Genomic DNA, 13,905 nt, shown 5'->3' on the forward strand with positions numbered 1-13,905 from the left:
TGGGATGCTGAAGTTTGGAATTAAACATGGCACCTTACTGTCTGTCATCGTCTTGATATTCTGCGTGTTGGGCACGGCTGTAGCACTGCGTATCCCAATCCAAATGATCCCCGACTTAGATGTGCGCACCATCAGCGTGGCCACAGGTTGGCCGGGGGCAACACCGCAAGACGTCGAAAAAGAAATTCTACTTGAGCAGGAACGCTACCTGCGCACCCTGCCCAACTTACAACGCATGACATCTTGGGCTGATACGGGTTCGGCATGGATAGAACTCGAATTCCCCCAAAGCACTGAGATCAGCGACGCGCTTATTCGTGTTAGCAATGCGCTCAGCCAAGTATCGTCTTATCCAGAAAACGTCGACCAACCACAGCTTTACAGCAGTTCATATTCAGACAATGCTTTCATGTATTTTCGTCTCGTACCTGTCGCAGGGAACCCGCTGAATCTAGACATAGACATGATGCGCGATTTTGCTAACGACTTTATTCGCCCACAAATGGAGCGCGTCAAAGGCGTCTCCTCCGTCACCATTCAAGGCGGCGCTGAACGACAAATCCAAATACGGCTCGATCCCGCCAAACTCGCCCAACGCGGCATCAGCATTATGGACGTACGCCAAGCCATTCGAGATCGCAACAAGGACACTTCTGCGGGCGATATCGACAGTGGTAAAAAACGTTATTTACTGCGGGTAATTGGCCGTTTTGAGGATTTAAATCAACTTAAGCAACTGATTTTAAAACGCCAAGGTAATACGAATATTCTGCTGCAAGACGTTGCCGAGATAAAACTCGACCACGCCGAGATCCGTGAACTGTCCTTTGCCGAACAAGAACGTACCCTCAGCTTAGCGGTCAAACGGGATGTCGGTTCTAACGTTATCGCCATCAAAGATGCCATGATGCCCGTGATAGCGCAGATCAATCAAAATCAACTCGCCCAGCACGCCATGCAGTTAGAGTTATTCAGTGATGATGTGCGCTATGTGCAAGATTCAGTTGAAAATGTGTGGGTGAATTTAGGTCTAGGTGCCTTACTGGCAACCTTGGTCATGTACCTCTTCTTGCGCTCGAATCGAGCCACCCTGATTGGTGTTATCGGTATTCCGCTGTGTACCTTAGCCGCCTTCGTCGGGCTACTGGTGTTTGATCGCACCATTAATGTCATTTCGCTGGCGGGTGTTGCCTTTGCCATAGGCATGACGGTCGATAACAGCATTGTGGTGCTCGAAAGCATTGAACAAGCGCGCAGACGCGGATTAGATCGTCTCGAAGCAGCCATCAGTGGCATCTACGATGTCTGGCCCGCAGTATTAGCCTCGACGCTCACCACAGTGCTAGTGTTTGTACCCATTCTATTTATCAAACAAGAAGCGGGACAACTGTACTCGGATATCGCGATTGCCATCGCTTCATCCATTATCGCTTCTATGCTGGTCGCAGTGTTCATCGTACCCGCAGCTATTGCCCGTTTTGGTTTCGGTAAGATGCACTCGGCGCAGACAAACCAAAGTGCGCCGCCCAAAGCATCACGCATATTGAGCTTAGTCAGCCAACTTGTACTATCGGCCAAACGCCGCACCGCTGTGATTGTGTTATCGCTCGTCTTAACGATTGGGCTTGCGGCTTGGCTGATGCCTCCGGCCGAATATTTACCCGAAGGCGAAGAACCAAAAGCCTTTACTTCTATGGTCGCACCGCCGGGTTACAACCTATCGGAAATGGCTAAAATTGCAGAAGAATTAACGACTCAGCTTTCAGCGAGAGTCAATGCCGAGGCGGCATCCTTTGAACGTGGTGAGCAAAAGATCCCGCCGCTAAAATACTATACCCTCAGCGTGGGTGTCGGCAGTATTTGGGTGATGAGCGAGCCCGTTCGCAGCCAAGATATGGATGCCATGATGAGTTCACTCACCGCCTTGTTTGAGCAATATCCGGGCATGCGCGCCTATTCATCGCGGGGTTCCATTATTTCCAGCAACGATGGTGGCACCCGCGCTGTCGCCTTGGATATTTCTGGCCCGAATCAAGCCAGCCTCTATCGTGCTGCCGAAGCGGCGTATCAAGCGGCGGAAAAAGTATTTGCCGAACCACAGCTGTATTCTGACCCATCGACCTTGTCGCTAGATCAACCGCTGTGGCAGATCTCCCCTCGCTGGCAACGTCTTGTAGAACAAGATTTTAGCGGCAGCGAGTTTGGCTATGCAGTTTCGGCACTGAGCGATGGCGCCTATGTCGACGAGTTTTTCCTTAATGATAACAAGGTGGATATCTTTCTATTTAGTCTGGCAGGCAATCAACAGAGTCTGTCGCAATTAGCGCTCGCTCCGATAGTCACGCCTAAGGGCAATGTACTGCCACTGCAAGCCTTGGCCGACATTAGCGAGCAAATGGATAGCGACAGTTTACGCCGCGTCGATGGCCGCAGAACCGTGACTCTTTACATTATTCCGCCGCGTTCCATTGCGCTGGAAACCGCTGTGGCTAAGGTGCGGGAAGAATTAGTCCCCATCCTCTATCAACAGGGTGCTGTCGGTAAAGATGTCAGTTTGGATATTTCGGGCGCAGCCGATCAGCTCGAAGCGACGAAAGCGGCACTCTCCAGCAATTTTCTGGTCGCCGTGTTGATCATCTACTTGTTATTAGTCGCGATTTTTAATCACTGGGGTTATCCGTTATTTGTGCTGATCACTATCCCGCTCGGACTCGCAGGCGGGTTAGTCGGCTTACAAGCGCTTAATTCTATTGGCAGCTTATTTGCGTATCTTGGCGGCCAAGGTTGGCACCAACCCTTTGATATGATTACTATGCTTGGATTTCTAATCCTACTCGGCACTGTCGTTAACAACCCGATTTTGATCGTGGAACAGAGCCGTAAAAACCTGCAATCGGGTCAGTTTGGTGTCGTTGATGCCGTCAAATCTGCCGTCGCCAGTCGATTACGACCGATTCTAATGTCTACCGCGACGACCTTGTTTGGCTTATTGCCGTTGGTGTTATTCCCCGGTGCTGGCAGCGAACTCTACCGCGGCGTTGGCATAGTGGTATTGGCAGGTCTTATCGTGGCAACGCTACTCAGCTTAACCTTTTTACCCGCCCTGTTAATCTCTGTGCTATCCCGCACCCACAAGACAAATTCAGCAGAAGTGGCACACCATCATGACTGAAAAAACCAACATGACTCCGCCGTTAACACAAAGACTGATGCGCTGGAAAACGTCAGCCATCTGGAGCGATAGCCTGAACATAGGCAATCGCTGCCTCGCAGCAACCTTTGGTGGCTATTTGTTAAGTGCGGTAGCGACTATTTTGCTCGCACAAATCCTGCCGTTATCTCAGGTTGATCGGGTGTTAACCGCCATGATGCTGTCATTTACTGTGTACACCTGCGCCGTGATTTGGGTGTTCAGCGTTAAATCAACATGGCGATACTGGCTGGATTTATTCGCGCTCAGCGGTCTGCTGTATTTAGCTTACCTCGCCGCTAAAGCGTTTGATGCTACAAGTGCTCAAGGGAGTGGATTATGAAAGACTCCTTTTTTCGTTCAATGACTTGGCTACACACTTGGGTTGGATTACTCACCTGCTGGGTGTTGTTTCTGGTTTTTTTCGCCGGAACAGCGGCCTATTACCGTGCTGAAATCAACCTGTGGATGCAACCCGAAAACCACGGCAGCCAATATGATGCCAATGCGGATAATCAACAATTGATACTCAAGGGCCTCACGTCCTTAGCACAACAAGCGCCTGACGCTGAGTCGTGGTGGATTTACTTACCCACACAACGGGTGCCATTACTGACCTATGCATGGAGCGATCCCGCCGCTGAAGGCCAGCGATTTGGTGATTATCATCAAGGCTTTATTAACCCTGCAACAGGTGAAGCCTTACCTAAAGCATGGGAAAGCCGAGGGGGCGACTTTCTCTATCGACTGCATTTCGACTTGTACTACATGAGTGTGCTCACGGCGCGTTGGATTGTCGGCTTTTGCACTATGTTCATGTTGGTCGCCATCATCAGCGGGATAGTGATCCACAAACGTATTTTTAAGGATTTTTTTAGTTTTAGACCCGGCAAAGGCCCGCGCTCTTGGTTAGATGCCCATGTCGCCAGCTCAGTTCTCGCATTGCCCTTTCATCTTATGATCACTTATACCGGCCTAGTGACTTTGATGTTTATGTATATGCCATGGGGACTTAACACACAATATGGTGATGAAACTCAAGCCTTTTATTCGCAATGGAAACCCATTTACCAAACTCCCGCCGCCACTGGCACGCCAGCCACTATGCTCGATAATCAGAGTTTACTCAGTGCGATTCACAGTGTCGTGGGTGAGTCGCCACTTGAAGGCTTGCAGTTTGATAATCTCAACGACAGCAATGCCAGCGTAACAGTCAAAATCGCCCCTGAGCACAGCTTAAATCAGCAAGCGCCTTGGTATCACTTGTCTACTGTGACAGGTGCTGTGTTGGCGCAGTCGGCTGTGACTTCGGGAGCGAATCAAACCCAAAGTGCCATGATAGCCCTGCACAGTGGTCGCTTTGCTGGCCAAGGCCTACGTTTACTGTATTTACTGGCGGGATTAACGGGCTGCGTGATGATCGCCAGCGGTGCGATTATGTGGGCCGATAAACTGGCACAAAAGCAGCTTAAAAAAGATAAGAATCATAGCGGGCTCACGCTAGTGAACATGTTGAATCTCGCCACCTTTGCTGGCCTGCCCATTGCGCTAGCCTGTTATTTTTATGCCAATCGACTCTTACCCGTCACCTTTGCAGATAGAGAGAACTGGGAAATCCATTGTTTCTTTATCAGTTGGGCTTTAGTCGCACTGCTCGCTTGCTTCAAACGAGATAAACAAACATGGCAACGACTTTTTTTACTCACAGCCTTGCTTTATGGCCTGCTACCCCTGCTCAATGCCATGACTTCGCAGTATCAGCTGATAAGTAATCTACAGCGCCAAGCCTATGTTCTCGCAGGATTTGATCTCATGATGCTCGCACTTGCAGCGCTGTTTTGCATGGCAGCCAAACGCTTGCGTAGCCCTAAAAAAGTACTGGCTACACGGGTAACCAAAGCGACGGCAGAATTAGGAGTTGAATCATGACAGCAACAGGCGAATTGTTAACCTGTTTTATCGCCATGGGGCTGTTGGCCTTATCTTATTTTAACCACCACCGGGCCGTGCGTAACCGCCAGTTAACCGATGCACAGGCACGCGGATTTCGCACCGCTGGTACTGTAACGCTCGTCCTGTGCTATTGGCTTGCCAGTCGTCATTACGGCCCAGCGTACGCCAGCGTATTACTGCTCGGCTGGGTATGTTTGAGTTCGATAATTCTAGTGATTTTACTCAGTTACAAACCACGCTGGTTACAGCCCATATTACCCGCCAGCACCGTAGTGTGCTTGCTCGGTTTGTTGTATTAAGTCAATCATAACCGAAACTAAGATGAGTTAGGCTTGATAGCAAATCGCAGAGAGTGAGGTGGATAGCCAAACCCTAATCCAATATGATCATACTGAAAATGATTAAGCACTCACACTCCAAAGACAAACAGCACTTTTATTTTATAAGAAATATCCCTATAAGTTAGACGGCTACAAATATTTAACAAACACATCCTACTGATACGGTATGTGAGTAAAGCGTTTGAAATTTAATGAGTGTAAGTTCTTTTTTTGCAGATGCTCAACTACACTAAACCATTCAACGTGTAGTGAGAATAAACTTACTCCTTGTTCAGTATCAACAACGTTGATATCACATAATGAGCTACTATGTTCTAACCCTATCTGACGCCTCTTCAAGTTAATTACTTCTAAACTTTTTTCCATATAATCCTTTATTAGCTGTCTACTCTTCAAATGCATTTCTGAAATTGCGTAAATATAACCATCCATAATTTGATGCAAATCAATTTTTTCACCATATTTTAATAACATCTGTTGTGAAAAAATACCGCTATCGATTAGCTTTTTCTTAGCAAGTGGCACATGAAAAATAGCAACACTTTGATTATCTTCTGGACTCCAGCGAACACCTGTAGTGAACGTTTTTACGGGCAACGAAGCATGCTGTACATAATTCCTTAATTTGCATCCAAAAATATAATCAGGATTATTCTTTGATATATCTTGTCGATGCTTTTTAACCTCGTCGTGACTACTTTCTGAAGCAGTAATACTTTTAACGAATGATTTCTTATCCCCATCATGAAAGTGGCGATCAAGATATAGTTTACTGAAGTTTAAAACATTGAAATAAAGGCGATTTAGCTTACTACGATTATTATGATTCTTTATGTAATCATATTTAACACTGTCAGAAATAGCTCTGACACTCATTTCATACATTGTAGACTTAGCTTCAACATAGGATTCTATTACCTGATCATATAATTCTTCATGGTCAAGTATTTTAGATAGAATCTCTCTAGCATTACTCAACTCTAAATATTCACAATCACTTAGCTTTGCCTTATGGGTTTTCAGCAAACTGTCGCTCACTATACTAAAGTGTAATTCTTTCAATCTATCAACCTTGATGATGCTATTTATTAACTCAACACATTAGATACGTTAGTAGTATTAAGTCAAATAACAAATCATTCTGATGTGGACATTAATATTAAAAATAAAAAATAAAACAGGTAGTTCTCAGCTGGTCCTAACCCCGGCTCAATTCCGCAGAATGTAACTCCCCAAAAAATTACCATAAAAGTATATATATCTCACTATGGTCGCTCATGTGCATCCATGCACTTCACGACATTCAGACATCCTGCCTATCAAATAGCGAGCTAGCTTTCACAGGTGCAGGGGCGAATGAAAATCGGTGATTTTCGCGCTTATGAGCGAGAGGCAGGGATTGCCGAACTGGAGTGCTTTACATGGATGTAAAGCGAGGACTTCGGAAGCGATAGCAAATTTGCCAATGAGCACAAGGAGCTTTCAACTCCGTTGGGGGCGAGCATCCAGGAGGATAGGACGAGCAGTCCTCCTTGGTCGGGTGTGGGGTGAAGCCCCACGACTTTCTCGGCTGTAAGCCCGCAAAACTCAACGTAAATCAGATAGTGATTTACGTTGCCCCATCACACTGTGACTTACCTGCTTGATAGCAACTGGGTTGGCGTGGGCATACGGCGCCGCGGGAGCAAATAAGGCGGGCGTCGTTTTTGATCCCGCGTTCTATCCAGTTGATATTGAGGATTTTTGCGACGCTCACCAGATCGCTTTTAATGTGTTTGGGAATAGTGACTGAACCGCCGCTGGCGACACAGGCATCTTTCAAATCGTGGGCGATAGACAGGGCATCTTTGCCTTGGGCTTCAATGGCTGGATTTAAATCTATGCCGGCACAGAGAACATGGGGATTGCCTGCCGAGTCTTCGACTTTAATCGACTCGCAGCAGTAAATGCGTGGTTCGTTGCCGACGTTTAAAATCGAAATCTGTGCCGAAGTACCGACCGTCGGCTCACTGATCATCCTAAAGACGGCCCAATGCTGACAAGGGTCTTCCACTAACCGCATATTGCCCCAAGGCAGTGGAATACCGTTACCACGGTAAACGGCTTTGAGCTTGCCCGGTGCGTAAGCGTCGAAATAATGCCAATGAGGATAAGGAGATACCACTGTCATGCGCCGCATGGCGACTGAGGCTGACACTTGCAGTTGCTTGTGTACCTCAATCTCATAGCCGTGGCGGTCGAGTAATTGGCGATAAGGCACTTTAGGGCACAGCAGCGCACCGGCGAAGAAGCTCGATTCAAAATCGCGCCACGCATGCAAGATATCCTGCGCGTTCAAGGTATTGGACTGCATACCCGCCTCTTCATCCACTTCTAATTTACGGCCTGAGATCATCACACTCTTGAGGCCGTCCTTGTTGTGCAACACGCAATGACCTATGTGCACGGCTAAATCATATTTGAGTCTATTGGGACGATTTTTGAGGATTTTATTTACATAAATCGTGCTCGGCGGCTCAATAAATGAGGTGACCAACTGACGTGAACTCACGCCCATTTCATCGATAACTTCCTGCGGTGTACTGTCTATCCACTTGATTTTTAATCCCATTCCATTAGCGATATCCAACATATCGTCCAGAGATAAGGGCATACGTTTGAGGCCGACTTCTTCGGCGGCCCGTTCAAGATCGGGGAAATGATTTTGATGGTGTTCTTGATGGGCGCGGATCAATAAATGGGCAAACTGCCGACCAGAGATCCCCGTCTGCGACAGCATTTCTGGAATCGCGATTTGTAAAATATCATTGGAAAACAAAAAGCTGGGTTCGAGTGCCATACCACTTATGCCACCACGTCGACCCTTGTCTGGCGTAATGGCGTTTTCTTCGGGCACATCGTCTAAGAACCATTCGGCGTCTTTTTGAAAAACCGCGGCGATCACAGCCAGCATTCCGGCACTCGGCACACGCTTGCCACGTTCGATCATCGACAAATATGACACAGAGGGCGCACTTCCTGCGTCGACTCGAATGCATCGTGCCGACAAATCTTCCATAGTTAAATTATTACGTTTCCGTAGGTTACGTATTTTTGTGCCTAGGAAATGTGATTTTCTCATCAAGCTCTGGTCATTGCGCATTTTGTAAAATTCACAGTGTAAAATTTTTATTGTGAAATTGTAGTCAAAAAAAGACTAGACTACAAATCAAGCAATCAAGGAAAGGCTAATGCGAACAAGCTAAGCCATTCCAGTACAAGAAATGCTTAACCACTCACACTTAAAGTGGCTAAGCACTCAAAGCGGACAAACCAAATTGAAGACAAACTTTGATAAGCCAAAAGTTAAATCAAAACCCTGAATTTTTTTAAATTGAAAGAGTAAGAGGAACAAGCGATGAATATGTCAATTATCAAGAGCAACCAGATCCAACCGAATCTAAACAGCCTCATCGCAGAAGAAGTACTAGCCGTGGCCCAAGTGAATGTCGCCGAGCACGAGAAGATCGCTAATGCGAAACAATTCCTCGACCGCCTCTTTCCACTTAACTCTGGTTCACACCAAGATGTGAGCAGCTATGTGGTTTACTATCAACACCTGTTGGCCTTTTTTGCCGATGGCAGCCACAGTGGTTTACGTCAGCCAAAACAGTTTGTGGCCTTTAACGGCACTAAAGATGCGCCTTGCGCCATAGTGTTACAGGACCTAGGTTGCCACGTTGAACTCAGTTTCGACCGCAGTGGCATGATAGGTGCGAGAGACGTTGCCAATCTGGAAGATATCCAAATCGGAACGTCATTAAACATGGTAGTCGGAACACCAGAGTCACGTTCTGCCGCATCGCGCCATTGGCTCAGCCTATTACATGCGGGTATGTCCAGCGCCAACGACACCCAAGATAAGTTGTTTACCGCAAAGGATGGCAGCGATTACAACTTGAAAAGTATCGTAAATTTATAATTTCACGTTTTGTAACCTCGCCATTTATTATCTAGCTAAGAAGATGAACTGAGCTCAGTTCATCTTCTTCAATTTACCCTCCTGCTTTGCACAATCCTCTGATAGTCAATAAAACTGACTGACTAGATAAGTTTAATTGATTTTATTGAGGCTCATACACCCAGCTATAATGCCCTCTTGCATCTGTCTCCATGATCAATCCAATTGATCGCCATTTTGTATCCGTCGCTTAATGTGAAGATCTGTGGTTGGAACGATAAACCGAATCGCTCGAGCCTAAGGCGTTATGAATTCTTCATCGACATCACAGCAAAATAATAAGACTCATCGCATCGTTTTCATCTGTGCGGGTTTGTTATGCCTCGCGCCTTTTATCTCATCGCCCATGGCGCTAGTGTTAGGTTTTACCTTAGCCAGCCTTGGTTGGGTGCCAGTGCAATGGAATATCGCCGCACTCACCAAAAAACTCCTGTCTTATTCGATCATTGGCTTAGGGTTTGGGATTAACTTAAACGCGGCGATCGAGGCGAGCACCCACAACTTCGGCCTGATTGTTGGCTCAATCTTTTTCACCCTCAGCTTAGGGTTTATGCTCACCCGCGCCCTGAAATTTGATCATGTCACGGGCCACTTAATCGCCTCTGGTACCGCTATTTGCGGTGGCAGCGCCATTGCCGCAGTCGCTCCGGCCATCAATGCGCGTAACGATCAAACCGCCACTGCATTAGCCTGCGTATTTGTGCTCAATTCAGTCGCGCTATTTTTATTCCCTGCACTCGGCCACTTGCTCAATATGAGCCAATACGATTTTGGCGTGTGGAGTGCTATCGCCATCCACGATACTTCGTCGGTAGTCGGCGCGGCTTCGGCCTACGGCGATGAAGCCTTAAAAACCGCAACCACTATAAAACTCGCCCGCGCCCTGTGGATTATCCCGATCGCATTGGTCAGCGCTATGTTGTTTGGTGGCGATAAGCGCAAGCTTAACCTGCCGTATTTTATCGGTTTTTATTGTTTAGCCATTGCCGTAGCCCATTGGTTGCCACAATTCCACGCTGTTTATGACACCTTATTTATGGTGTCGAAACGGGCATTAGTCCTGTGTTTGTTTTTGATTGGTGCAGGAATTACAGTGCAGAAAATGCGGGCGAGTGGCCCCAAACCTTTGTTGCTTGGGGTGATGCTGTGGGCAGCGATTGGTATCACGTCTTTAGTGTATATTCTTTATTTTCAATAGCTAAGATTTAACTCAAAGCCAATCTACTCTGCTGTCGGCTTCATTCGCCAAGCCCAGTAGAGGACGCCAACAAAGGCGGAGAATTCGATAAGTGAGCGCACGAGTCCTGTGGTTTGCGTCGAAGCGACCAAGGCAATCAGGCAAAACACGATAATCAGCCAGTTTTTCAATTGCATCTTCCTGCAAACTTAGGGGATGCTCATTATTGTTTAGAACTAAAAACTCAGCAAATATCGATTTTCAATAACAAATAGCTATAACAGCTAAGCCAATCCAGCGTTGATTAAGCTGCCTTAGGGCTTGATGCCGCTTCATTCGCAGCAAGATCTTGATTATGTTCTTGAATAAAATCTTCCATAAACCAAGCGCAAAAAGTATGGCGTCCATCGACTGCCGCTTTACCGTAAATGGTCGATGCCTGTTGTCTGACGGTTTTTTCTTTAGTCTGGCGCACTTCGGCAATTTCTTTAAAACTTAAACCCTTAAGCAGTAAAAATGCCACTTGCTGCTCACTCTTAGTAAAGCCCCAAGTTTCGAATTGCTGCGACACCGCTTGGCTGTATTCTTGTCTGGCAGAACGCATTTGCGTTGACATATTGTCGATTTTTTTATCCGCATGCTCCAACCGTTTAGCCAATGCTTTCACTTCGCGGGAGCGACGAATAAGGTCATAACTTAAGTACATGGCACCAATCACAGTGAGCACTAATAACATGGCTTCCTGGGCAATATGCCATTGGGGAATGCCCAATTGAATGTCGGAAGTGATGTCAAAAAGCTTAAAGCATATGATCAAGGCCAACAGACCAATAATGACAAGATCCTTCATCGAAAAACTCCTAAATAAAAGCAAAATCAACCCATTAATTTATGGGACATATGTACCATAGACAGTTTTATGATACATGTCCCCCACGACTTTCGCCCACCAATCCCTACACTGACAACACACTTTATTACCATAGAATCGTCCTATGTCTGTCAGTACGTCTTGTATCAAGTTATGTCTGTTGGCGACCTTAGTCAGCAGCAGTTTCCTGTGCCACGCCGCGCATTCCGAGCTATCTCAAGCACTCACCACCAGCCAAGCAAGATTACATTCTCTATCTCAATCAGGCGGTCAGTTACCGCAATCACAAATAAGCTTAAGCAGCTCATCTTGGCTCAATGGCCTGCCGAGCATTAGCTTGAGTCACTTAGGTAGCCTAGATAATGGTAACAGCTACGAGCAGGAACTCTCACTCAATTTGCCAATAAAATCCCCTGCTTTGCACAGCAGCGATAAGCAAATTAAACAACTCGCCCAAGGCATTCAGGTGCAACAAGCCGCGCTGCAAGGCCTGTATTTATCGGGATTATTGCGACAAAGCCTGTGGGAACATCGCCTTGCCGCAGTAAAACTGGCCCAATTAGATCGCAAGAGCCAATTACTCGACAAACTCCATAATCAGCAAAAGCAACTCACAGATGCGGGCGAACTGCCTATTGCCCACATACTCTTGTTAGAGCGCGAACTGGTAGATATTGCACTGGAGCGGGTCGACCTTAACCAGCAACAGGCCGAGGCGCGTGCCCTCTATCAACAACTCACCGGACAAGAGCAAATACCGCAGAACATAGCCGAAACCGCGCGGCCACTTTCTGCCAACAACCAACCCAATGACATGCTCGCGCAGCATCCATTATGGCAACTATTGAGCCTGCAGAAGCAGCAACAGCTGTTGATCATCCAGAGTCAGCAAGCAGGGAATAACGATCCTTGGGCAGTCTCACTCACGGCCAAAAATACCGCCGATAATCAAGTCGATGATCAACAGCTTGGCATCGCCGTTTCTGTACCACTGACCTTAGGTTCTGCCCTATCACAAACCGAATTATCCCAATGGCAACAAGCCAATACCGAGCACACGCTCAACCTCGACCGTACCTATATCGAGCTAAAAACTCAGCTTAAAAAGCTAGAGCAACAGCAACAAAACTTACTCGACCAACAAACATTGCTAACCCAAGCCTTACACCTTAGCCGCACCATCACTGAAGAGCTGGCCAAGGTCAAAGACCAAAATCAAGTTAGCTACGAAGTCTGGCTGCGCCGCTATATGGATGCCCTCGATACCGAATCCCGCTTGGCGCTGAACCAAGTCGCGCAGCAACAACTGCACTCCCAACAACTGCAAGCCTTAGGAATTTCATTATGATGGCCAAGTACGGCGCATGCCTTTTCTGTTTATCCGCCAGTGTTGCCACGTTAGTGCAGGCTGAATCCTTAACGATAAGCTCCCTCGGTAATTTAGACCTGAGCTACGTGCAACCACAGAAAGTCGCCAGTTATGAGGGCAGCCCGTTGCCCGCGCAGGTTGAAATTCTCCCCGGTAACGATTATTGGATCAGCACGCCAGAGAATATCCAGCAGATCAGCTTTCTCGTCGGCCAAGGCCAGCTCGTCACTAAAGGCCAAGCGATTGTCAAACTGACTGGGCCAGAAGTGTTCCACTACCTCGCCCAAGTCGAAGCCGCCAGCAGCTTATATCAACTGGCAAAGAGCCGTTATGAGCGCAATAAACCCTTATTAAACAATGGCAGTATTAGCGCAGAAAAATGGCAAGAGATCAGCAAAGACTACTTCAGCACTCACCTCGAATACGAGCACATGCAGCATTTTATGGAGATAGTCAAAAGCACAGATGCCGCCACAGACTCCCTAGTGGTAGGCACGCCAGTGGCGGGGATCGTTAAACTCAACCAAGTGAATGGACCTTATATGGCAGCTTCACAGCTATTCTCACTGGTGCCCAGCGACAGCATTCGCGTCAAGGTCAGCGTGCCAATGAGTCAGTCACATTCGCTCTCGGCGGTGAATATCAATCAGTGTCATATCGCCATTGAGTCCGTGTCGGCCATCGCCGAAGGTGCCTTTGTGACCGCTTGGTCATCACCCTTGCCGCAGGAATGTAACTTACTGTTAGGACAACAGATCACTGTGATACCCGAGTATCAAAAGGCGGTGTATTTATTGCCTAAAAATAGCGTATTCAGTTGGGAGCAAGACAGCCAAGTCTTCACTAAAACCGCAGACACGCTCACCTCGATTACGATCGATATTCTCGGTTCAACCCCAGAGCAATATATCGTTGAAAGCGATCAAGATCTCAGCCAAATCCAAGTGTTATCCCAGTCAGTTGCTGCAGTCAAAGGCATAATGCTTGGCCTAGGAGGCGAATAA

12 protein-coding genes are annotated in these 13,905 nt (G+C 47.2%); 8 read left to right on the forward strand and 4 right to left on the reverse strand.

The window, feature by feature from the left end; all coding sequences use genetic code 11:
* Positions 1–4 precede the first annotated feature (4 nt).
* The 4 genes from L5M51_RS17515 to L5M51_RS17530 are packed head-to-tail and all read left to right on the forward strand — an operon-like array spanning position 5 to position 5,442.
* Positions 5–3,172 (forward strand): efflux RND transporter permease subunit, encoded by a 3,168-nt coding sequence (locus L5M51_RS17515; protein ID WP_263173902.1) that lies wholly within the window; start codon positions 5–7, stop codon positions 3,170–3,172.
* On the forward strand, positions 3,165–3,533 hold the full coding sequence (locus tag L5M51_RS17520) for a hypothetical protein (RefSeq protein ID WP_263173903.1): 369 nt from the start codon (positions 3,165–3,167) through the stop codon (positions 3,531–3,533). The genes L5M51_RS17515 and L5M51_RS17520 overlap by 8 nt, the downstream gene beginning before the upstream one ends.
* A complete protein-coding gene (locus tag L5M51_RS17525) occupies positions 3,530–5,119 on the forward strand; it encodes a PepSY-associated TM helix domain-containing protein (RefSeq protein WP_263173905.1) in 1,590 nt (529 codons plus the stop codon). Before L5M51_RS17520 ends, L5M51_RS17525 begins: the two co-directional genes overlap by 4 nt.
* Positions 5,116–5,442 carry a DUF3325 domain-containing protein gene (locus tag L5M51_RS17530; RefSeq protein ID WP_263173906.1) on the forward strand — a complete coding sequence of 109 codons (327 nt, stop codon included), beginning with the start codon at positions 5,116–5,118 and terminating at the stop codon, positions 5,440–5,442. The genes L5M51_RS17525 and L5M51_RS17530 overlap by 4 nt, the downstream gene beginning before the upstream one ends.
* 195 nt (positions 5,443–5,637) lie before the next feature.
* Here L5M51_RS17530 and L5M51_RS17535 read toward each other — a convergent pair whose 3' ends face one another.
* Together L5M51_RS17535 and L5M51_RS17540 are read right to left on the reverse strand one after the other, a co-directional pair.
* A complete protein-coding gene (locus tag L5M51_RS17535; protein WP_263173907.1) occupies positions 5,638–6,546 on the reverse strand; it encodes a hypothetical protein in 909 nt (302 codons plus the stop codon).
* A gap of 547 nt (positions 6,547–7,093) precedes the next feature.
* The gene (locus L5M51_RS17540) at positions 7,094–8,626 is read right to left on the reverse strand and encodes a DUF3612 domain-containing protein (RefSeq protein WP_263173909.1); all 1,533 of its coding nucleotides are present in this window, start codon (positions 8,624–8,626) and stop codon (positions 7,094–7,096) included.
* 255 nt (positions 8,627–8,881) lie between these two features.
* Here L5M51_RS17540 and L5M51_RS17545 point away from each other — a divergent pair, with 255 nt between their 5' ends.
* Both L5M51_RS17545 and L5M51_RS17550 read left to right on the forward strand, forming a co-directional pair.
* Positions 8,882–9,445 (forward strand): malate synthase, encoded by a 564-nt coding sequence (locus tag L5M51_RS17545; RefSeq protein WP_011845404.1) that lies wholly within the window; start codon positions 8,882–8,884, stop codon positions 9,443–9,445.
* A 286-nt stretch (positions 9,446–9,731) separates the two neighbouring features.
* Positions 9,732–10,682: a YeiH family protein gene (locus L5M51_RS17550; RefSeq protein WP_263173910.1), complete on the forward strand. Its 951-nt coding sequence runs from the start codon at positions 9,732–9,734 to the stop codon at positions 10,680–10,682.
* A gap of 23 nt (positions 10,683–10,705) precedes the next feature.
* Here the strand turns inward: L5M51_RS17550 and L5M51_RS17555 are convergent, their stop codons facing one another.
* Together L5M51_RS17555 and L5M51_RS17560 are read right to left on the reverse strand one after the other, a co-directional pair.
* On the reverse strand, positions 10,706–10,852 hold the full coding sequence (locus L5M51_RS17555) for a hypothetical protein (RefSeq protein WP_105253023.1): 147 nt from the start codon (positions 10,850–10,852) through the stop codon (positions 10,706–10,708).
* Positions 10,853–10,965: 113 nt separating this feature from the next.
* Entirely contained in the window at positions 10,966–11,511 is a 546-nt protein-coding gene (locus L5M51_RS17560; RefSeq protein ID WP_105250726.1) for a helix-turn-helix transcriptional regulator, read from the reverse strand.
* A 145-nt stretch (positions 11,512–11,656) separates the two neighbouring features.
* Between L5M51_RS17560 and L5M51_RS17565 the strand changes: the two genes are divergently transcribed.
* Positions 11,657–12,880, forward strand: a complete 1,224-nt coding sequence (locus L5M51_RS17565; protein WP_263173911.1) for a metal transporter — start codon at positions 11,657–11,659, stop codon at positions 12,878–12,880.
* Positions 12,877–13,905 (forward strand): membrane fusion-like protein, encoded by a 1,029-nt coding sequence (locus tag L5M51_RS17570; RefSeq protein WP_263173912.1) that lies wholly within the window; start codon positions 12,877–12,879, stop codon positions 13,903–13,905. The genes L5M51_RS17565 and L5M51_RS17570 overlap by 4 nt, the downstream gene beginning before the upstream one ends.

The sequence above is a fragment of the Shewanella sp. SM73 genome, assembly GCF_025653795.1.
GTDB lineage: Bacteria > Pseudomonadota > Gammaproteobacteria > Enterobacterales > Shewanellaceae > Shewanella > Shewanella oncorhynchi.